The organism is Pseudomonas fluorescens (genome assembly GCF_900636825.1).
Classification (GTDB): domain Bacteria; phylum Pseudomonadota; class Gammaproteobacteria; order Pseudomonadales; family Pseudomonadaceae; genus Aquipseudomonas; species Aquipseudomonas fluorescens_BG.
Map to the genome: position 1 here is coordinate 2,673,139 of NZ_LR134318.1, position 20,279 is coordinate 2,693,417.

Genomic DNA, 20,279 nt, shown 5'->3' on the forward strand with positions numbered 1-20,279 from the left:
GATGTCCGCGTCTGTTAGAGACCGGCCGCCTGCAACCGCAGCGCATGTTCAACGTAGAGTTGAATCGGATCATTTTCCGAAGGCTTGCCGATTGGGCTGCGACGCAGACTGCCGAGGTGGTCCAAGGGGTAATCGGAGCGAATCACCTGGCCAAGATGCGAGCTGAAGCGGCCAACAAAACCGTCGCTCTGTTGCGCTTCCGTCGTGAAGTAACTGGCCATTTCCTGACAAATCCTATGAGCAGGATCGAGTCCCAGAGGGTTGCTTGGCGAAACGATGCCGCTCCAGGAGTAATAATGAACATCGTTTTCTTGCGCCGGACCTTGACCGCCCCAGGTCTGAGGCAGCCCTTGCGGATACTTGTCGTTGAAATCCCCAACACTTTCGGTTGTCAGCGCGTTGAGCGCCGCGACTGCATGTTGCGGCAGCGAAGGGCTGCCGCTGAGCAAGGACAGCCAATCGGCAAACAAGGTCGCTACGCGCTGCGCGACGTGTTCTGGAAGACGACCGGGAATCAGCGCCTTGCGCAGATGATCCGCCAGTTCCGATCCATGGTTCGGACCGCTGACGGAAGTGACCGACGCAATGGTGTGTGGCGCTGATGCGGCAGCATAACGTGCCGCCAATGCGCCTTGGCTGTGACCAATCAGGTTGACCTTGCGCGCACCGGTCCCTTGCAGAACGCGGTCAATCTGAGCCAGCAATTGTTCACCTCGAGCCTCGTTGTCATGGATAGCGCTGAGATGCGGGACAAACACTCGGTTGTCAGCCGCTTTCAAAGCCTCTCTAACCTCGTGAAATAGCTCGACCTGGCCAATACGCTCAAATCCAAACAAGCCGTGTACCAACAGGATGGGATAACGAGTTGTAGCATTCCGTTGCATGTTCAGACCTTTTCGCAGAAGTTCAGTGGGTGATTCCAGGGCTCACTCTAAAACACTCATTCTGTTGAAGAAGTACGAATAGGCATCAATTGGCCGCCGAATCTGGACCAAGGCGCGTACGAAATTTCAGATTTAACTGAGCTATATATCGGAAGTTCTGGCCGTCTCCCGCCCACAAAGGAGCGATCCAGCGATGCTCTCCTACTCGCTTGGTGGTCTTTGCTCCATGCTCGTGGCGGATTGAGCTGACATCCAAATACAGGCGAATCGCTTTCAATATCGGTTGTCGACGTCGTCAATGAAGACGGCGCTTAATCCACGGAAGGGGCCGAGCATGACCACTCAAGAAGTCGAGTTTTATTACCGGGTTCGCCAGCCGATCAATGCTTGCGCGAAAGCAGCAGTGTTGCCGGCAGTGACGATTAATACGTTAACGGATGATGTGCTGGATCCGTCGCTTGCCAAGGTTGTCGTGAAGGTTGCGGCTTACGCCGACATGACATGTGGCGATCAAGTGGTGTTGCGCTGGGACGGCCTGGATGTCGAAGGCTTTGTCTATCAGCACGAGATGGTCCGATTTGTCAGCGACGCTCAGGTTGGCAAAGAGCTCATCTTTGTCGTCAAAGGCATGCACTTGGCGGCGCTGGATGGCGGTTCGCTGCAAGTTTATTGGACGCTATTGAAGGGCAACCAGCCTCATCCGGTCGAGTCCGAGCGCCTGCAATTGTCGGTCGGCGATGTGCGAACGAACTTGCTCGCGCCGCAAGTCGAAAGCGCGGTCGGAGGTGCGCTTGATCCTGAGCGGGTACCGGAAGGCGTTCTTGTCTCGCTGCAACCTTACGCGAGGATGTGCGCTGGTGATCGGGTTGTCTTGTCGTGGGCGGGCGATCCGCCGGTGCAGGCTTTCAACGATTCGTTAAAAGTTGAAGGCTTTGCTGTCGCCGAGCCATTGTCATTCTGGATTCCACCAGAACACGTTGCTGCTTATCTTGGCGCTGAAGTCACCGTGACCTACCGGGTCGAACGCACGGGCGGGGGCAGTGAAGCATCGGATCCGACCGTAATCCACATTGGTCCGCTGATTCGCGGTGAGCTGGCGGCACCGGATGTGCTGGAGGCGCTTGGCGGAGTGCTGTCGGCGGCTGATTCGACTGCGGGCGTTACCGTCGTGATAGCTGATGCAAAAATGCAGGATGCAGAGGTGGTTTATCTCAAATGCGACGGCGAGTATTTCAGCCATCGTGATGAGCGTGAAATCACTCCGGAGACGGCGGGGCGGCCGCTGATGTTCATCGTGCCTCATTCTTTCTGGCGTGAGCACGAGGGCGCAATCGTTAGCGTCGCATATTCGGTGGAGCGTCTGGACGATGTCAGTCAGCAATCCCCAGTGACGCGCATTCGAATCGAGGCCTGACCCGCTTATCTTCCAGCCCTCCGGCTCGCGTGAAACAGAGGGCTGGATTCGTGGACGGTTAGCCGCGGTGTGGCACAGACAGGCGCCGCGCTGCCTCAAGCAGCAACTGCTCCGTCGCACTGAAGCCAAGGCAACCGTCAGTCACAGAAACACCGTAGCGCAGCGATGCGCTCAGCGGCTGGCAACCTTCGAACAAATGGGATTCAAGCATCATGCCGATCAGCGAAAGATCACCTTGCAGCCGTTGCTCAAGCACATCATTGAATACAAATGGCTGACGCAACGGGTCTTTGCCACTGTTGGCATGACTGCAATCAACCATTATCCGGCTTGGAATGTTCAAGCGGTTGAGCTCCGACTTGATCTGGCTCACGCTTTCGCGGTCATGGTTTGGCCCAGGATGGCCGCCGCGTAAAACCACGTGAGTGTCGGGGTTGCCGGCGGTCTGGATTATGGCCGGATGGCCTTGGCTATCCACGCCGAAATGCCGGTGCGGATGAGCTGCCGAACGCATGGCATCGACCGCGACAGTCACGCCACCGTCGGTGCCGTTTTTGAATCCGACCGGCATGTTCAGCCCGCTGGCCATTTCGCGATGGATCTGGGATTCGGTGGTGCGCGCACCGATCGCCACCCAGCTCAGCAGGTCATCGAAGTAACCGGCAGCCATGGGCTGTAGCAATTCGGTGGCCACGGGCAGGCCGAGGCGGATCATTTCCAGCATCAGTTCGCGGGACAGGGTCAGGCCGCCAGCCATGTCGTCACTACCATCCAGATGTGGATCGTAGGCAAGGCCTTTCCAGCCAACGGTTGTGCGGGGTTTTTCGACGTAGGCACGCATTACCAGCAACATCGTGTCACTGACTTCAGCGGCGAGTCGAGCGAGTTTTTCAGCGTATTCGAGAGCCGATTGCGGGTCGTGGATCGAGCACGGGCCGACAATCACCAACAGGCGAGGGTCTTCAGCGTTGAGAATGGCGCGTATCGCATCGCGATGCGCGGCGACCTGCTGGCTCAACGCCGGGGTCAAAGGCAGTTGCTGTTTGAGTTGCAACGAGCTGGGCAGGCGCACGGTAAGCGCTTCGTTGGCGCAATCGAGGCTGGACAGTGGCAAGGCAGAAATGGACGAGTTCATATTCGGGTTCCTGGGCTGGCGGCGGGATTTCCCGCTCGCTCGGCCCTATTGGGGTGTTCGACAGTTGGCCGTATTGGCGCCATGTGTGTGCTTGCCACCTGTGGGTGACCGATCGGAGGCGGCAGGCTGTCCCGAGCGGAGGCTGGTAAATCGCCAGGCGTAAAAGCTGTCGTAACGGTAATAAGTGGCGTAGTTCATGGGTGATTCCTCAAAGTGTCTGATGTGTCGCATGAAATATTCAGGGGCAGAAAAAACAAAACCCCCGGTCGGGAGGCCGACCGGGGGTTGAGAATTCTCTGGTAGGCGACCCGTTGTTATGGGCGCCGTGTGGGTATCAGGCGCGCCAGTGGCTAAACCAATACCCAAAATACAAGCTGACTGGAGCACAAACGTCATTCACCCGGACAGCCGCAACCGAGCGCGGGGCGCTGACGGTGGTTGGCTTCGAAAGGGTGTTGAGCATGGTCTGTCTCCGATGGATGCGCCGAGCTTACAAGAGGCCGATACGCCTCGGCAATCGGAAAATGCTGTGGCTTGCGTAACGGAAACCTTATCGCTTGAGCGTCCCGGCCGGTATGAGACACTCAGTGCTTCGCTCGAAAACAGAGGTAGCACCATGATCGGGGTGATCTCATGAGTTTCGTGATCCGTGCTGCGACGGTGGCAGATTTGCCGTTTGCGCGCAGGCTGACGTGTCAAAACATGCTGCGCTATTACATCCAGCACGATTTATTGTGGCAGGACGAAGCCTTCGATGTGGCCTGGGCGGAGCGCGAAAGCTGGCTGATAGTGCAAAGCGATACCCCGGTAGGGTTTTTAAGTCTCAGTCGCGACGGGCGCGCACTCTATATTCGTGAGTTGCAGATCGCCGACGCGTTTCAGCGCCGGGGTGCGGGTGCCTGGGCAATTGATCAGATCATCAACATGGCGAAAGCGGAAAAGCGTCCGGCGGTACGTCTCACGGTGTTCGAAAATAATCCGGCAAGAAACTTGTATGAAAGAAAAGGCCTACGTGTTCAGGGCAATGACGAGTGTTTCTTGAGGATGCAGCTCGATATCGGTACGGCTGTGCTCTGAAACCCACGGCCCGCATGCGTTCGATGATGAATTGAAACTTTTTAAATGCGGCTTGCCGCTAGGTCTGTCAGGTACTTTTTGCTAAGGTGTCGGGCATCCCAATAAGACCATATCGCGAGGTGTCTGCTTGATTAGGGTGCTAGTGGTCGACGACCATGATCTCGTTCGTACAGGCATTACCCGGATGCTGGCCGATATCGATGGCTTGCAGGTGGTCGGTCAGGCCGAGTCAGGCGAGGAATCCCTGATCAAGGCCCGAGAGCTGAAACCCGACGTGGTCCTGATGGACGTCAAGATGCCTGGCATCGGCGGCTTGGAGGCCACGCGCAAACTGTTGCGCAGTCACCCGGATATCAAGGTGGTCGCCGTCACCGTGTGTGAAGAAGACCCATTCCCTACGCGCTTGCTGCAAGCAGGGGCCGCGGGTTATCTGACCAAGGGCGCGGGACTGCCGGAAATGGTTCAGGCCATCCGCCTGGTCTTCGCCGGTCAGCGCTATATCAGCCCGCAAATCGCTCAACAATTGGCCATCAAGTCGTTTCAACCGACTAACGACTCTCCGTTTGATGCTCTGTCGGAGCGCGAGATCCAGATTGCGCTGATGATCGTCGGCTGCCAGAAGGTGCAGATCATTTCCGACAAGTTATGCCTCTCGCCAAAAACCGTGAATACCTACCGTTACCGTATCTTCGAAAAGCTTTCGATCAGCAGCGATGTTGAGTTGACACTGCTGGCGGTCCGTCACGGTATGGTTGATGCCAGCGCTTGACCATGACTGAAACTTTCGACTCCAGCGCATTTCTGTCAACCGTCAGCGGACGCCCAGGCGTTTATCGCATGTTCGACAGCGAGGCGCGTCTGCTCTACGTCGGCAAGGCCAAGAACCTCAAAAAACGCTTGGCGAGTTATTTTCGCAAGACCGGTCTGGCGCCAAAGACGGCGGCATTGGTTGGGCGCATCGCGCAGGTCGAGACGACCATCACCGCCAATGAAACCGAAGCCCTGCTGCTGGAACAGACGCTGATCAAGGAATGGCGGCCCCCGTACAACATCCTGTTACGCGACGATAAATCCTACCCCTATGTGTTTTTGTCGGATGGCCAGTTCCCGCGTCTGAGCATCCACCGGGGGGCAAAAAAAGCCAAAGGTAAATACTTTGGTCCTTATCCGAGCGCGGGGGCTATTCGCGAAAGCCTGAGTCTGTTGCAGAAGACTTTTTTCGTCCGTCAATGTGAAGACAGCTATTACAAGAACCGCGCGCGACCATGCCTGCAATATCAGATCAAACGCTGCAAGGCGCCCTGTGTAGGTTTGGTAGAACCCGATGTGTACGCCGAGGATGTACGCCACTCGGTGATGTTCCTGGAAGGTCGCAGTCATGCGCTGACCAACGAATTATCCACGGCGATGGAGGAGGCCGCGATCAATCTCGAGTTCGAGCGCGCCGCCGAGCTGCGTGACCAGATTGCCTTGCTGCGTCGGGTTCAGGATCAGCAAAGCATGGAGGGCGGCACAGGTGATATCGATGTCATCGCCGCGTTCGTCAACCCGGGCGGTGCTTGCGTGCATTTGATCAGCGTGCGCGGCGGGCGAGTGCTGGGCAGCAAGAATTTTTTCCCGCAGGTCGGCATCGAAGAAGACGTTTCGGAAGTCATGGCAGCGTTTCTCGGCCAATACTTCATCAGCAGTCCCGAGCGCGATTTGCCGAGCGAGTTGATCGTCAACGTCGTTCACGAAGATTTTCCAGCACTGATCGAGGCCATTCACTCGTTGCGTGGCCGAGAGTTGGCCATCAGTCATCGGGTCCGTGGCACGCGTGCGCGCTGGCAGCAACTGGCGGTGACCAACGCCGAGCAAGCACTCGGCGCGCGTCTTGCCAACCGTCAACATACCGCAGCGCGCTTCGAAGCATTGGCTGAGGTGTTGAATCTGGAAGAGCCGCCACAGCGTCTTGAGTGCTACGACATCAGCCATTCCAGCGGTGAAGCGACAGTAGCGTCTTGCGTGGTGTTCGGGCCCGAGGGTGCGATCAAGTCGGATTATCGTCGTTACAACATTGAAGGCGTGACGGCGGGGGACGACTACGCAGCGATGCATCAAGCCTTGACCCGGCGTTTCAGCAGACTGAAGGAAGGCGAGGGCAAGTTGCCCGACATTCTCTTGGTCGATGGCGGCAAGGGTCAGTTGTCGATGGCTCGTGACGTGCTCAACGAACTCGCCGTGCCGGATCTGATTTTGCTCGGCGTCGCCAAGGGCGCAACGCGCAAGGCCGGTTTCGAAACTCTGTATCTGAATGATGCAGCGCACGAGTTCACCTTGCGCGGCGACTCGCCAGCCCTGCATCTTATCCAGCAGATTCGCGACGAGGCGCACAGGTTTGCCATTACAGGCCACCGTGCGCGTCGCGGCAAAACCCGTCGGACGTCAACGCTGGAAGGCGTTGCAGGCGTCGGGCCGACCCGCCGTCGCGACTTGTTGAAACATTTTGGTGGATTGCAGGAGCTGTCTCGTGCCAGCATCGAAGAGATCGCCAAAGCCCCGGGGATCAGTAAAAAGCTCGCAGAGTCGATTTATGCGAACCTGCATAGCGAGTAGAATGCCCCCTCACCTCGTAGCCAGTTGTGCCGATGAATATCCCTAATCTGATTACCGTTCTCCGCGTCCTGCTCATCCCGATCTTCATTTTGCTGTTCTATCTGCCTTACGAATGGAGCTACATGGCCTCCGCCTCGGTGTTCGCCTTCGCGGCAGCCACGGACTGGCTGGATGGCTATCTGGCGCGCCGCCTGGAACAGAGCACCCCGTTTGGTGCGTTCCTCGACCCGGTCGCCGACAAACTCATGGTTGCGGTCGCGCTGGTGCTGCTGGTACAAGAACACGGCAATCTTTGGCTCACGTTGCCCGCTGCGGTCATCATCGGCCGCGAGATTGTGGTCTCGGCGTTACGTGAGTGGATGGCCGAACTCGGTGCCCGCGCCCATGTTGCCGTATCCAATCTGGGCAAATGGAAAACCGCTGCACAAATGCTCGCGTTGGTGATCCTGCTGGCCAATCCGAAGGATTTCAGCTTCTGGGTTGTACTCGGTTACGCCTTGCTGATGGTCTCCGCCGGCCTGACTCTTTGGTCGATGGTTCAGTACCTTCGCGCAGCCTGGCCGCATCTGAAGACGGATGTTGAAAAGAAATAAAACTTTTTTGAATCAAGGGGTTGACCTACCTTTTTAATTCTATAGAATGCGCATCACCAAGCGGGAATAGCTCAGTTGGTAGAGCACGACCTTGCCAAGGTCGGGGTCGCGAGTTCGAGTCTCGTTTCCCGCTCCAATTGTACGTGTTTGTTGTTGTGCTACTGACAGCAAATGCTTTGAGGCCGAGTAGCAAAATGGTTATGCAGTGGATTGCAAATCCACCTACGCCGGTTCGATTCCGACCTCGGCCTCCACTATAAACAAGCTCCGTAGATCAATGATTTACGGAGCTTTTTTATTTGCAGTCTGCAGCAAGATTTAGTCTTGAAAACGGTAACTGCGAAACTTGCGTCACCGGGAAGTGATGTATATATTTCCCGCTCGGCTGTTCGGCCCGCACCCTGTCAGGATCGCGAGTTGGAAGTAGCTGAAAGCTACACCGCGCTACCGCCCGAATGGCGAAACTGGTAGACGCATGGGACTTAAAATCCCCCGGGGGTCAACCCCCATCTTCCCTCTGCGTTACCAAAATCAAGAAAAACATCAATGAAATCAGCCTTTTGAAGCGATTTCCTCTCTGTAAAAAAATCTTCCACGTCCATACAGGTCAGCGCTTGGGAGCTATTTGGGAGCTGCAGCGCTCAAAAGTCCAATCTCCAGCAAGCTACGCACCGACCACCTAAGCTCCCGCCAGCCACAGATGCTCCTGACTGATCGCCACTCTCTATTGGCAAGCGAGCAGCTCCCAAGCAGCTTCCAAGTGGATATTTGGTGATGATATGGGAGAGGTGATGGCGCAAAAGAAAAGGCGCACCGTCTCAGCCGAAGACGTGGCGCCTTATTTTCTGCCGCGAGTAAAACACCAAGCTGGTGTCAGGTGGCGGTCATGCTCATTTCGGAAAATCGCTCTACATCAGCTTTTTTGTAAAAGATCTGCCGGCTGATGTGCATAAACGGTGGCAGCATGTCTTTGTACTTGCCGGTGTACCGCCAAAAGCGAAGGGTCTCAGGAGAAAGGCCGAGAATTGCGGCAGCTTCTTTAGACGGGACGTAATCGCTATTTTGTGGCAAACGCATAAAAATACCCTTTAAAATCAATAGGTTTAACCATTCGCACGTCCTGGGGCTGTCTGGTGTCAATACATGCTCATTGTTTTCTGCGGTAAGGTCAACGACCGTTCGTCGTAAAAAATCAAATAATCTATTGACAGATTGTCAATTTATTGAGTGAGTATAGGAAGAGTATACTGTTAAGGTTCGACGGTAACTTGCGGCGGGCGCCTTTAATAGCGGGAATTGCTACGGCGGTTGACATTGCCTACCTTGCTCCGATTGTAAATGCCCAGCGACACACCTTCAGAGCTCCTGAACGACAGGGCGACTCTGTCTTTCAAATTTTTAGCGGACGCGATCACCTATCTCTCTAGGATTTCCATACGCCAATGAAGGTCTGTTCCTACCCTTCCAGGCCTGGCTCGTGTAGGAGCGCCTGCTGCCCGGAGCCACGCTTTCCGATCGGCCTCAACCATGGCATCAGCACCAACTCGATGCGAAAATGCCTTTCAATCAAAAAGGTGTGTTGAGCAGACGCTACGTTTCACGAGCTAGTAGTCATTTAAAAGCTCATCGCAATACTCGGGCAGGCGGAGGGGGTGGGATCGAATGTTGTACCAACTCGTAAACCGAAGACCCTTGAGGGATCCAACCACACTCGACCAGCCGGTGTTTATCAAGAAGACACGCTTAAGCCTAATCTTGAGCGCCCTGGCGAGGAATAAGCGGGAGAGGGGGGTTGTCACCTCGGGAGTTCTGATAGGTCTTCATAGCTGACCTACAAAGTTGCCGATCCGCCTAAAGAGGGAGTCGAATCCGTCCAAACTCTCTCGTAGAAGTTTTTTCAGTCCGGCTACTTTGTGTTTATTTTGCCTGCAGGGCGGCTCCTAAATTTGGACGTAGTTATCCCCAAAATTTAGCCGCCTGGTTTGGGCTCAAAAGACAAGCTAGCCGTCCTGCGGCCGGATAAACGACTTTGCAAGCTGACCGGCCTCCTAATGCTCTCGGAACAATTGAATAGAGTTCCTCTACAGATTATCAATTGGCCAGTAAATTGAAGCTCAGAAGCGTTAGGCAAAGGTCAGTTGAGCGTTGCTTGAAGGGATGAGTATTGATTGAGGCCTTCGGGGAAAGCTTTTTTTGAATTCAATATCTATACACTCCGTCTCAAAAAAAAAATTCAAGGGGGCGCTTAAAGATATATTTTTGTTGACTTTCTGGGATTGCTGTAAATATTGGGGTTTTCGTCGGTTGTGGCTAAATGATGGCTGCCGCGAAATCGAACAGTCGTCCTGCTTTGTGTCATTTTGACACCATCACTTGAGGGGAGGGCGCTGATCAATACCATCCTGATTCCCTCTCAATCACTCGTGAGTTTCTTGCGCAATGTGTAGGCTCTACTGCCCTGGACGTTGTCCGTTACCTAAACCCATACCTGGTCTGGGGCTGCCCATTGCTCACGTTCGAACGTCCAAGTGCCTACGACCGGATCAGATTATTGGGTAGTCATATGCGGTTACACGCCTCCGGGCCACTAAGAATCGTGCATGCGAGTTTCCCGACACGCACGGCTCCGTCAGTGGCGGGCCAGAGAGGATCTGCTGCGCACGCTAAATAAAGAGTTGGGTAGTGAAAACGAGTGGCAGACTTACGTGATGAGGCTTTGCTGCTGTCAGTTTAAGGATGCTGCCCCCTATGTAGGTTAGGAAGCGCGCCTTATGCATTTCGGTTAGCTTGATCTGTCCTCGATCTTGCGCAATCATTTGCCTGGCCTACCGCAACAGCCTCGGACGCATTAGCGCCACAGTTGGTGTCTGTGCCGTCAGGGGCGGATATCCACATCGACCAGAAAGCGTCCCCCCGATCCCGATTGTGAAGTTCAGGAGCTGTCTGGCCAAGCTGATACGGCTCACATCGCAAATGGGCTCTAGGTGCTAAAGCTCCATCTACTATCGAATTTCACCGTTCGGTACACATTACTAAAGACCTAGCCAACTTCTTGAGCTTGACTTATGGCGAGGTGAAGAAGAATAAAAAGGTCAGATTCTCTAAGCATTTTTGGCCGTACGATCCCTTCTTGGCTCAGGCTACTACACGAGCAAAGCCGAAACGGACTTAGAACTAGTTTGAATAATTTTCAAGCATTGTTCAGCGAGGCCGAGCTTGTAGGTGGCCATTCACCAAGTTCATCACTCATCCCTTTGTCCAGTACCGATGAACAGTAGTAGCAGGCAGGCCAAGATCGCGGGCAGCTTCCTTCTGTGTCTTACCTAGTTCCTTGAGCTTCAGCACAGCCTGAACGTTTTCTAGGTTAGCTTTCGTGCCTCGGGCGCGTTTCTTCAGCTCACCATCCTGCTTCTGATGCTCCATCGTTTGAAGCCCGCCAGCATCCCGAAAACGTCGTACATCCTCCAAGGCTTTCTGTAGTTCATGTTCCGGTGTGTCTTGAGTACGCTGTGCGAGTGCAAGAGCGAGCAGTGACAGAATATGCATGTCTAAGCATTCAGCTACTTTTAGCAACGTCGAGAGGGTCGCTAAGGTTTTTCCTTGCTCAATCATACTGAGATTATTCTGGCTGATAGCTCCAGCGAGTGCGTCAGGGCGCACGCCTTTCAACTCTCGAACGGCTCGCAGGGTGATGGCGATCTCTTCCTTCACGATCATGGCTCTCAAAAGGCAGGATAAAGCCACAGCCAGTCAATTCCACCAAACCATGTATGTTGTTAATGCCGGAATTTAGGGATATGATGGGTGAGTCGTGAGGGGAGCCGGCACACTAATCGGTAATGCGATTTCGGCGTGCCAATTGAGCGAGTAGTAGGAGAAAAGGTCGGTTGTCGTAATGCCCGCTGCGTGGGCTGATCTCCGATGCTGTCACGTATGGATCGAGGAATTTGTCGTGTTTGTGACGTACAGCAGCAATCTTCAGGGCCGCTTCAGCGGATTTGATAGCACGCGATTGCTTTGGAGTTCGATAGAGCTCAATCCAGCCGAATACTATTTTCTAGTTGAGGGGTGTGGTTTGGTTGATGGTTGTTTCGGCCCATGGGTACGGCTGTTGTCGACTGTGAAAGAACTGGATTCTCTATGTAACGGTAAGAGTGTTGAAGCACACAGCATCACTCAAGTTCAGTTGCTCGCACCTGGTGTTATGACGAATCGTTCTGGACTATCGGTGGAGCTACTTTCGGAGATTCGAGTTCAGCCTGGGACGGAGGAAAACCCGGTCTACGAGTTCATAACCGGCACGGGCCATATCTACACCAGTTCACGTAAATGATGGTTCCAGCACCGGAGACGCCATGTCAGTAACCCTTGATGAAGTCGCTCAGTTTTTTTATGGAGGTGGTGAGGTCGTTCCTGGTTGGCATTCCACGCAGGAAGAACTAATAGGGCTCGCCGAAAAAACTTTTCCGGGAAAGCCTTTCTGCCTAGTGAAGCAGTGGATCATCGCTGACCTCCAGCTCACACAGGCGGAGCAAGATCGTCTCGCATCAATGAGGCTGCTACCCAAAGCTGTCTACTCCCATGAGGTCGTCCTGGATAGCCGCCGACGTTTTTCTCCCGGCCACTTTGTGCGCACAAATTTTGGAGTTTCGCATGACCACCCGTGCATGTTTGAAACCAAAAGCACCGTCTACCTATTGCTTGGTGATGGTGTGAGAAAGCCCGCAGCACTGAGTACCGTTTTCTCGTTTAGAGCGTAACTGAACTAACAGTTTTACCCACGCTGCCATTCAGGCAGTGCGATCGGCTACGCCTTTAAAAAATTGCAGGAGCACGTTTTGATTCGATTTGATTGCCGGCAGGTCACTGGAGTGATCGAGAAGCCACGAGTAATTGCCGCCCAGGAGGGAACTGTGAACGCGCGCATCGTTATCGATGGGCAGGTGTTGCCGAATGTATTGCTGCCAGGAAAGATATTTGAAGAGATCGAGGCGGGGGAGCGAGTGACCCTGTACGGCATCTTCACGAAGAAAAAAGACAAGACGGAGAACAAAGCCATCATCTACGCCGTGAAGGGCTCCAATGGGAAACTCGTGGCGGCTAGGCAGCTCCAGATCAAAGTCCCAATCCTGATCGTTGCTGCTGCAGTTCCCCTGATGGTTGCTGTGGCTGTTGCGGGCTGCTTTCTTTCTCCCTATCCGATTCATCTAGTTTCTGGAAGCATTGACCCTGATTACCTAGTTCGGACAACTTTCGTTTGGGCGTTCTGGGAAGGGATCTTGGCCGGGTTGGTCATGGTGGGACTTGCGATCAACTGGATCAGGATGAGCATTGATCCGGAGAGCTGGGCGGTGATCGATGCTGCGACGCTGTCTCAACGCTTCAGTAAGGCGTTTAAGTAAGTACTTCATACCACGCTTCCCCTTTGGTGGAGGCTTTCTAAGCGAAGGGGAGGTGGCACGTGCAGACCGATGATCTCGAGCGCGAACGACGTCGCAAAGCAGTGGCTGAGGTTATTGGTTGTCAGGTACTCGAAGGTGTGAGGCCTTCCTCTACGCACCTTGCTGAGATGCAGCGATATGCGGATGGCCTAGTCAGTCTTGACGAGCTACTGGAGGAGTTGATTGAGTGCATGCGGCAGCACTCTCCGGCAAGCAGATAACTTCCAGAAAGGCCGGCTTTGAGAGTTCTTTACCATGTTTGATTCGAATCTCCTGGTACCTAGCCGGCTAAAGCCGAATGACCGAGTTCTATTCCTCGATTTTGATGGGGTGCTGCATCCCGACGACGTCTACCGTATCCGGAGTGGTTTGGTGTTGCGTGCACCCGGGCACCTTATGATGCATGCCGGAATTCTTGTCGAGATATTGAGGGAGTTTCCTCAAGTCAAAATCAGCTTGTCCACAAGTTGGGTGCGCATCCTCGGTTACCGCCGTGCACGCGCTGCCTTGCCGCCCGAGTTGCAGGATCTCACCGTGAGCAGTACATGGCATTCAAGAATGCCCAAGGCGCCTTTTGAGGGCTATGACATGTACAGCCGCTATCAGCAGATCCGTGCTGCAGTAACCAGGGCGGGCCTGATAAATTGGATCGCCCTAGATGATGATCCTTTTGAAAGTTGGCCAGATCACGATCGACGTTTGATTCGGACTGATCCTGACTTGGGCCTTAGCTCAGTACCGACCCAGGAGGAGCTACGGCTCAAGCTGAGAGCCCTGATGGGGACGTAAAAACATTCCCCGAGACGCTTTGAAATTGCTGCTGAGGCATGATTTTTTTCTTCAGTAGCCGTATTCGTTTAGCAATTTGCGCAGAAAATCACGCCGCCTTTGAGCGATGCACAGAATTAGGTAATCACGCTCATAGTCCTTGGTCGAGAGGTGTCCGGCATCTACAAGACCATGGATGTAGCCTTCCGCTTTGCCTCTTGCTTCGAGCAATGCCTCTATCGTGGTGCTTTGGTAAATGTCTTCAGCCAGCAGTCGCCACCGTTTCTTTTGGTGCTGCCCGACTGGGTCGTCCGAAAACTTTGGGGCGTTGATTAGGGTATTGAAATCGGCACATGCGTCAGGTGTGTTCAAAGCGGGTTCTCAGAACATTGATATCTGTACCGAGGTTATCATGCGCACACTTAATGGCATGCTGTGGGCTGGCTTACGTAGGCGCTGTCGCGAAGGAACGATTTTAATGATGGCGCAGGCTTTCGATGGCGGCTGTGAAACCTGGAGTTCGATATGGGGCACCTTAGCCTTGAGGATGTCTACCCCGACGACGTAGAAAAATACGGCCATATGCGGGTAGGAATGACCGATCTCTATGTAAAAGACAATCACGCCACTTATGGTGTGGTTACGCGTGGAGAATACCGCGAACTGACCAGCAGATTAATGCGTGACGAGTCGGTACAAATGATCATCAGCGCCAAGCTCGCCGCGCTACCCCAGGACTACGATCCGTGGATCTGGAGGATCGAACGCAATCGTGCGTTACACGCTAGGTATGGGGACAAATTCGATCCTTGGGGAGACAACTGAAAGCACCCATGTCCCGCTGATGGGATTACCGCATCCCATTTCCCGATTGAACGCATTGCGGAGTAAAGGCTACACATCCGGCAAACTCGCCTATTCGCCTCATCCTTTAGAGACTGCCCTGGAGAAACAAATTCTCCCCAGGCGAGAGCAGCTAATCGGCAAGCTGAGGCGCACCTCTTCCACCGAGGTATTGATCTGAAACGAGCTCCAGCATCTCATACCCAATTACACACCCATTTACACCCATTTAACGAAAGCGTCCGGCAGATGCACCCTATGTCAATGCAGCCACCTCATCCCATCAACGGATCTAACAGTGCGCCAGCCACCAGTCCAGCAGTGCTGCAGTCGCTTCTTCGCGCAAGCGCCTACTCTCGCAGTTGCTGCAACGTCGCATCGCACAAGGTTGAATCATGAATGATCCTCGTATCCCCAACATCAAGTCCGCGCACCACGTTCGGAAGACCTCGCCAGCGAATGAACCGATGGAAGGCCATCTATCCGTATCCCGTACTCTCGGGCTTCTCGCGGCTGACTTGAACACGTATCCAGAGCGAATGCTGCCTGTGGATACGCGTCTGGTCGCTCGAATTTTTGCGTTAGTCGGTCAGGCAGATGTTGACCACAATTCATCGCTCTCGGCGGAAGACGAGTAAATCAGGGCCTTGAACCCAGCGCCAGGTGCGGTACGGCCGAGGTATCATCGAGAGCGGCTCCAGCGAGTCGGAGCATGTTGTTCATCGTCGCCTAGCAAGATTGGGAATTTTCGGATTCTTCCAGCAGCTTGGTTAAGCCATCCGGCTTTTTTGAGTCACGACCGCTAAGCTGAACGACACTACTTGAACGCTTTAAATACGTAGCTGTCGGGTTTACACGGTTGTCGTATAGCTCTGACTCATCATCTCTCGACGCATCGCCCAACCAAGCGCGGCAGGCCCGCTGGCTAAACGCAGCACTCCCTTTCCACCACGGCTATTGATCTCATCCAGCACGCTCATCACCTTGTCCGACATCACAGGCTGCGAATGAGCGAATAACCGTACACGTTTAGCAGTTTCTGCAAATCTCACCTCGAAGTTGGACGATGCACCAGAGAGAGTTAACTAGCCTGAGCCGTCATCCAGACGGCCCGTATGTCGGAGAGCTTCGGGTTCCTAAATCGCTACTTCGGACGCGGATCTTGCAATGGCCTATCGGGTTGTGAAAGCCCTTTGGTGCGTATTTCTAGAACTGCGTTGGCGACTGCGCGGGCAACGTTGCGAACTTCTTCCTGCACGTCCAGATCGGCGTCGAGTTCATCATGGCTAGTTGCGTATGGACGGTAGTAGCCTATGTAGCGGTCAAGGCTTGCAGCTTTTCCTGCGTCAATGAGGCCCATCCAATTCAACCAGTCGGACAGGCCATGGCGAACACCTTCAATCCCAGCCACGTCGCCATGTACTACGAGCCCATAAGCGCGGCCCAGCAAGGTGCTTCGGAAATGACCAGCCATTGAGTTCTATTTCTTTCGCCCGTTCAGCATCCTTCCCCTGAGTGCTAGTCGGGTCAGGATTACCACCGTCGGCACATACTAGTCGGTCGATCATCAGCTTCAAGGGGCTTGGCGCCTGATACCAGTAAACAGGTGTAATCAGAATGATCCCATCTGCCGCTATCCACCGAGGGTAGATATCGTTCATCACATCCCCGATCTGATCCAGCGAGTGATTGGGGTAGCAGCTGCAAGGCCAATGACAGAGCGGCATTGCTGTAGAAACGCAGGCCTTGCAAGGAAAGATCCGACGACCATACTCGGATGTCAGTAAGCTCAGATCCAGCAAATCTGTTTCCACGCCAGCTTTCGACAATTCCTCTTCGGCCATACCAGCCATACGCCAACTTTTTGAAAGCTCTCCAGGGCAACTCCCATCATTTCTTGACGACCCCGTGACCAGTAGCACACGCGATTGCGTCCCTCTTTGGTCGCGCGCCTGTCCCGCAGCCTTGATAGATTGCTGCGCTTGAATCCACTCCACTGCCAGTTCGTATTCAGGATCGGCGAAACCCACGCCAGCGGCTTGCTTTAACGGTGCTTTTCGGCCCTCGCTGTAGGCCTGCCAAGCGATCTCTTCGAGGCGCTGAATGGCGTCTTCTTCCACTCGAAATGCGGGGTCAACGAACTTCTCCCGAAAGCGTTGGGAAAATGCCTGACGGTCTATCTTCTGCGGTGCCTCACCGTGTCGCGGCTTGATGCTCATACGAAACCTCCGGTCGGACGAACGGATTAGAAGGTTGGTGCGCCAATCATGTTTGGCATCAAGCAGGCGAGGCCGCACTCGGCGCGTGCCGTCCAATTTCGGCAATTGCACCAGGAAAATCGTTCCTTAAATCGCAAACGCGCCGTTTCCCTGAATGTCATCTGCTCCGCTCAAAGCTTGGAACTCATCGTCCGTCAGCGCCTCAACTGTTCATGAACCGCATTGGAGCGCGGAGATGAACGACGAGACGTGGGCGATTTGTATCTTCCTGAGCACCCAGCCAGATGTGTTGAAAACGGTCAGGTCTTTGACTGAAAACGATGCGGTAGAAGCCGGAGCATCGTTGGAAGACCTTCGGCATACGCTCTGTATCCAAGCCATGCAGATTCAGGCTGACGAACAAAACCTGCCGCTGGATGACTTGATCCGTTCATTGGCACGACCGACCGAAATAAATGGCGTTGACTCTGAGTCTAAAGGGCAAACGGAGCTCGAAAAATACAATCGCATGCGAGACTTCGATGCGAGCCCTGAACCGACCGGCGTAGCCAAGCCAAAAACGGGCAAAGGCCGGGCAAAACGAGAAGCCCAAGCGCTGCAATATTGTGTGCAAAAACACGATGCAACCCGGCTTCATTACGACTTCAGGCTTGAACTCGAAGGTACGCTGAAGAGCTGGGCGATTCCGAAAGGGCCTTGCCTTGATCCGAAGGTAAAACGGCTGGCAGTTCACGTCGAAGACCATCCACTTGATTACGCAACGTTCGAGGGGACGATTCCGGAAGGGCATTATGGCGCGGGTGAAGTCATCGTCTGGGATCGTGGTATCTGGACGCCTACCGGCGACCCGATTGAGAGCTATCGAAAAGGACGTCTTAAGTTCGAGCTTCAGGGTGAGAAACTCGCCGGGCAATGGAACCTTGTAAGAACTCACATACCCGGCAAGCAGGAACAATGGTTCTTGATCAAACATCAAGACTCGAGTGCCCGGCCGGAGACCGAATACGATATTGTTAAGGAACTACCAAATAGTGTGCTGAGTGATCGAACGATCATTCCGAAGCTGAGAGGAAAGGGGAAAGCGAAAAAGCCTGGCGAGTCGCCTACGCCGGTGTCGCATGCGTCTCGGACGGCACAGCAAGGACATCGTGCTGCGCTGTTCGAGAAGCTTTCTCCGGAGCTTGCAACGCTAGTTGAAACATCTCCTAAAAGCGACGATTGGCGTTACGAAATCAAGTTTGACGGGTATCGCATGCTCGCCAGGATCGATCATGGCACGGTAAAGCTCTTGACCCGCAACGGGCATGACTGGACAGCCAAGCTTCCTCATCAAGCAAAAGCACTTTCAAAGTTGGGATTGGAGACGGCTTGGCTGGATGGCGAGATCGTCATACCTGACGATAACGGAGTGCCTGACTTCCAGCTTCTGCAGAACGCATTCGATGCAGGGAAAAGCGCTGGCATCGTTTATTACCTTTTTGACCTGCCGTACCTTAACGGCTTCGATTTGCGCGAGGTTCCGGTTGAAACCCGCCGCGATGCGCTTCGTCAGTTGCTGGCGGAGAACACTGACTCCATGCTGCGTTTCTCGGACGACTTTGAAGAGTCTCCCGACGCCTTATTGAATAGCGCATGCTCAATGCAGATGGAGGGATTGATTGGCAAGAGGTCGGGCAGCCCCTACGTCTCGCGCCGCAGCGATGACTGGATCAAACTCAAGTGTTCGAAGCGACATGAGTTTGTGGTTGTGGGGTACAGCGACCCTAAAGGCAGCCGGAATGGGTTTGGGGCCTTGCTCCTTGGTCTGAATAAGGAAGACGGCAACGAGCTGAGATTCGCAGGAAAGGTCGGCACTGGTTTCACCGAATCCACTCTGAAGACCATCCTTGCCCAACTGCGCCCTTTGGTGACCGATGCGTGTCCTGTTGAAAATCCACCGACCGGCTCCGATGCGCGGGGCATTCACTGGCTTGAGCCGAACCTGCTTGCCGAAGTTTCATACGCAGAGATGACGAAGGATGGGGTAGTGCGGCACGCGGTTTTTCGGGGGCTACGCGCAGATAAGCCACCCAAGGAAATCACTGAAGAAAAAGCCCAACCGGCGCCCGAAACGCATACTGGAAAGTCATCCTCAAGCAATAGGGCGCCAAAGAAGGCGGCTGATCAGAGTCGCATCCGCATTACTCATCCTGATCGAATCATTGATACATCGAGCGGTACCACGAAGATGCAACTCGCGCAGTACTACGCGGAAGTATCCCCTTGGTTACTCCCTCATCTCGTAGATCGTCCAGTAGCGCTGGTTCGTGCACCCGAAGGTATTGGTGGCGAACTTTTCTTTCAGAAGAACGCCGAGAAGCTTTCTATTCCGGGGATCACAGCGATACCGAAAGCAGAAGCGGGCAAAGCGGCAATGGTGATCAACAATGCCGAAGCGTTGGTCGGTGCTGTGCAGATGAGCACGATTGAGCTCCACTCCTGGAACGCCACAACGGCCGACCTGAATCTCCCAGACAGGTTTGTCCTCGACCTTGACCCGGATCCTGCGCTGCCTTGGAAAAGCATGGTCGAAGCAACTCAACTAACGCTAACCGTACTCGATGAGTTAGGGCTTAGGGCATTTCTGAAAACCAGCGGAGGCAAGGGAATACATCTGGTCGTCCCGCTGACGCCTGGCGATTCCTGGCACGACGTTAAAGATTTCAGCCAAGGAATTGTCAAATACATGGCCAAGCTTATCCCAGAAAAGTTCGTAGCGATTCTAGGGCCCAAGAACCGGGTAGGCAGGATCTTCATTGATTATTTACGAAACAGTAAGGGTGCCACGACCGTCAATGCTTATGCAGCCAGAGCGCGGCCAGGCTTGGCGGTTTCGGTGCCGATTTATCGAGATGAAATCTTGGAGCTTAAGGGCGCCAATGTTTGGAACATCCATAACCTGCACGAGCGACTTACCGAGTTAGGAACTGACGATCCGTGGGCCGACTTCCCGGTGACTGCACAGCGGATAACCCAAGAAATGCGCGAAATGCTTGGAATACGTTAGGAGACAGATCTTGGAAAACTTTCACATCACACCTACAGACAGCGGATGGGAACTGAAAAAAGAAGGCGCGACTCGAGCGTAAAAAACTGCTTCTACCAAGGATGCAATCATGGATCTGGCCAAGGCCTTTCTCGAAGGTGAAACCGCGTCGCTGAAGTTCCACAAAACCGACGTGACAGCTAGGCTCGATGGGTTGTCTTTCCGCGGGGCGCGAATATCTGCACCGGGCCTCATAGGGGCGGATGACACATTCGGCCAATGTTG

The 20,279-nt window shown here is 54.2% G+C and carries 20 protein-coding genes, 2 tRNA genes and 2 pseudogenes; 16 read left to right on the top strand and 8 right to left on the bottom strand.

The annotated features are described in order from the left end of the window. Positions 1-14: 14 nt before the first annotated feature. Positions 15-884, bottom strand: coding sequence for an esterase/lipase family protein (locus tag EL257_RS12045; protein ID WP_126362821.1), 870 nt, complete (start codon positions 882-884; stop codon positions 15-17). 334 nt (positions 885-1,218) lie between these two features. On the opposite strand from EL257_RS12045, the gene EL257_RS12050 reads away from it, so the two are divergent. Next, positions 1,219-2,298 carry a hypothetical protein gene (locus EL257_RS12050; protein WP_126362823.1) on the top strand — a complete coding sequence of 360 codons (1,080 nt, stop codon included), beginning with the start codon at positions 1,219-1,221 and terminating at the stop codon, positions 2,296-2,298. A 58-nt stretch (positions 2,299-2,356) separates the two neighbouring features. On the opposite strand, the gene EL257_RS12055 is transcribed toward EL257_RS12050, so the two are convergent. Continuing rightward, complete coding sequence (locus EL257_RS12055) at positions 2,357-3,433, bottom strand: 3-deoxy-7-phosphoheptulonate synthase (protein ID WP_126362825.1); 1,077 nt, start codon at positions 3,431-3,433, stop codon at positions 2,357-2,359. A 633-nt stretch (positions 3,434-4,066) separates the two neighbouring features. Here EL257_RS12055 and EL257_RS12060 point away from each other — a divergent pair. The 6 genes from EL257_RS12060 to EL257_RS12085 all read left to right on the top strand — a co-directional run bounded on the left by EL257_RS12060 (position 4,067) and on the right by EL257_RS12085 (position 7,952). Continuing rightward, on the top strand, positions 4,067-4,510 hold the full coding sequence (locus EL257_RS12060) for a GNAT family N-acetyltransferase (protein WP_126362827.1): 444 nt from the start codon (positions 4,067-4,069) through the stop codon (positions 4,508-4,510). Between the two features lie 127 nt (positions 4,511-4,637). After that, on the top strand, positions 4,638-5,279 hold the full coding sequence (uvrY, locus tag EL257_RS12065; protein WP_024012761.1) for a UvrY/SirA/GacA family response regulator transcription factor: 642 nt from the start codon (positions 4,638-4,640) through the stop codon (positions 5,277-5,279). A 2-nt stretch (positions 5,280-5,281) separates the two neighbouring features. Further along, positions 5,282-7,105 (top strand): excinuclease ABC subunit UvrC, encoded by a 1,824-nt coding sequence (uvrC, locus tag EL257_RS12070; RefSeq protein ID WP_126362829.1) that lies wholly within the window; start codon positions 5,282-5,284, stop codon positions 7,103-7,105. Positions 7,106-7,137: 32 nt separating this feature from the next. Continuing rightward, positions 7,138-7,698: a CDP-diacylglycerol--glycerol-3-phosphate 3-phosphatidyltransferase gene (gene pgsA, locus EL257_RS12075; RefSeq protein WP_126362831.1), complete on the top strand. Its 561-nt coding sequence runs from the start codon at positions 7,138-7,140 to the stop codon at positions 7,696-7,698. A 60-nt stretch (positions 7,699-7,758) separates the two neighbouring features. Beyond that, positions 7,759-7,834 (top strand) — tRNA-Gly (locus tag EL257_RS12080). 44 nt (positions 7,835-7,878) lie between these two features. Further along, positions 7,879-7,952, top strand: a tRNA-Cys gene (locus EL257_RS12085). Positions 7,953-8,571: 619 nt separating this feature from the next. Here the strand turns inward: EL257_RS12085 and EL257_RS12090 are convergent. Next, positions 8,572-8,775 carry a helix-turn-helix domain-containing protein gene (locus EL257_RS12090; RefSeq protein WP_126362833.1) on the bottom strand — a complete coding sequence of 68 codons (204 nt, stop codon included), beginning with the start codon at positions 8,773-8,775 and terminating at the stop codon, positions 8,572-8,574. Positions 8,776-10,756: 1,981 nt separating this feature from the next. Between EL257_RS12090 and EL257_RS27950 the strand changes: the two genes are divergently transcribed. After that, the gene (locus tag EL257_RS27950) at positions 10,757-10,870 is read left to right on the top strand and encodes a hypothetical protein (protein WP_232013102.1); all 114 of its coding nucleotides are present in this window, start codon (positions 10,757-10,759) and stop codon (positions 10,868-10,870) included. 74 nt (positions 10,871-10,944) lie between these two features. Here the strand turns inward: EL257_RS27950 and EL257_RS12100 are convergent, their stop codons facing one another. Further along, the gene (locus tag EL257_RS12100; RefSeq protein ID WP_126362835.1) at positions 10,945-11,415 is read right to left on the bottom strand and encodes a helix-turn-helix domain-containing protein; all 471 of its coding nucleotides are present in this window, start codon (positions 11,413-11,415) and stop codon (positions 10,945-10,947) included. A gap of 235 nt (positions 11,416-11,650) precedes the next feature. Here EL257_RS12100 and EL257_RS12105 point away from each other — a divergent pair, with 235 nt between their 5' ends. The 5 genes from EL257_RS12105 to EL257_RS12120 all read left to right on the top strand — a co-directional run bounded on the left by EL257_RS12105 (position 11,651) and on the right by EL257_RS12120 (position 13,928). Next, a complete protein-coding gene (locus EL257_RS12105) occupies positions 11,651-12,031 on the top strand; it encodes a hypothetical protein (protein ID WP_126362837.1) in 381 nt (126 codons plus the stop codon). A gap of 22 nt (positions 12,032-12,053) precedes the next feature. Then, positions 12,054-12,458, top strand: coding sequence for a DUF6957 family protein (locus EL257_RS12110; RefSeq protein ID WP_126362839.1), 405 nt, complete (start codon positions 12,054-12,056; stop codon positions 12,456-12,458). A gap of 153 nt (positions 12,459-12,611) precedes the next feature. Further along, positions 12,612-13,100: a hypothetical protein gene (locus tag EL257_RS12115; RefSeq protein WP_232013076.1), complete on the top strand. Its 489-nt coding sequence runs from the start codon at positions 12,612-12,614 to the stop codon at positions 13,098-13,100. A gap of 137 nt (positions 13,101-13,237) precedes the next feature. Further along, the gene (locus tag EL257_RS28380; RefSeq protein WP_419866620.1) at positions 13,238-13,360 is read left to right on the top strand and encodes a hypothetical protein; all 123 of its coding nucleotides are present in this window, start codon (positions 13,238-13,240) and stop codon (positions 13,358-13,360) included. Positions 13,361-13,394: 34 nt separating this feature from the next. Next, on the top strand, positions 13,395-13,928 hold the full coding sequence (locus EL257_RS12120; protein ID WP_126362843.1) for an HAD domain-containing protein: 534 nt from the start codon (positions 13,395-13,397) through the stop codon (positions 13,926-13,928). A gap of 51 nt (positions 13,929-13,979) precedes the next feature. Here EL257_RS12120 and EL257_RS12125 read toward each other — a convergent pair whose 3' ends face one another. After that, positions 13,980-14,279: a hypothetical protein gene (locus EL257_RS12125; protein WP_126362845.1), complete on the bottom strand. Its 300-nt coding sequence runs from the start codon at positions 14,277-14,279 to the stop codon at positions 13,980-13,982. Positions 14,280-14,432: 153 nt separating this feature from the next. On the opposite strand from EL257_RS12125, the gene EL257_RS12130 reads away from it, so the two are divergent. Continuing rightward, a complete protein-coding gene (locus EL257_RS12130) occupies positions 14,433-14,732 on the top strand; it encodes a hypothetical protein (RefSeq protein ID WP_126362847.1) in 300 nt (99 codons plus the stop codon). A gap of 869 nt (positions 14,733-15,601) precedes the next feature. Here the strand turns inward: EL257_RS12130 and EL257_RS12135 are convergent. From EL257_RS12135 to EL257_RS12140, 3 genes and pseudogenes are all read right to left on the bottom strand, one after another. Beyond that, a pseudogene (locus tag EL257_RS12135) lies at positions 15,602-15,769 on the bottom strand (DUF4113 domain-containing protein); the annotation flags it as partial. A 125-nt stretch (positions 15,770-15,894) separates the two neighbouring features. Continuing rightward, positions 15,895-16,110, bottom strand: coding sequence for a hypothetical protein (locus EL257_RS27840; protein WP_197722579.1), 216 nt, complete (start codon positions 16,108-16,110; stop codon positions 15,895-15,897). A gap of 37 nt (positions 16,111-16,147) precedes the next feature. Beyond that, positions 16,148-16,969 (bottom strand): flavodoxin family protein, encoded by an 822-nt coding sequence (locus tag EL257_RS12140; protein ID WP_197722580.1) that lies wholly within the window; start codon positions 16,967-16,969, stop codon positions 16,148-16,150. Positions 16,970-17,477: 508 nt separating this feature from the next. On the opposite strand from EL257_RS12140, the gene ligD reads away from it, so the two are divergent. After that, positions 17,478-20,015, top strand: coding sequence for a DNA ligase D (ligD, locus tag EL257_RS12145; protein WP_232013103.1), 2,538 nt, complete (start codon positions 17,478-17,480; stop codon positions 20,013-20,015). A gap of 10 nt (positions 20,016-20,025) precedes the next feature. Further along, positions 20,026-20,193: pseudogene (locus tag EL257_RS12150) on the top strand (DUF2188 domain-containing protein); the annotation flags it as partial. Between the last annotated feature and the right edge of the window lie 86 nt (positions 20,194-20,279).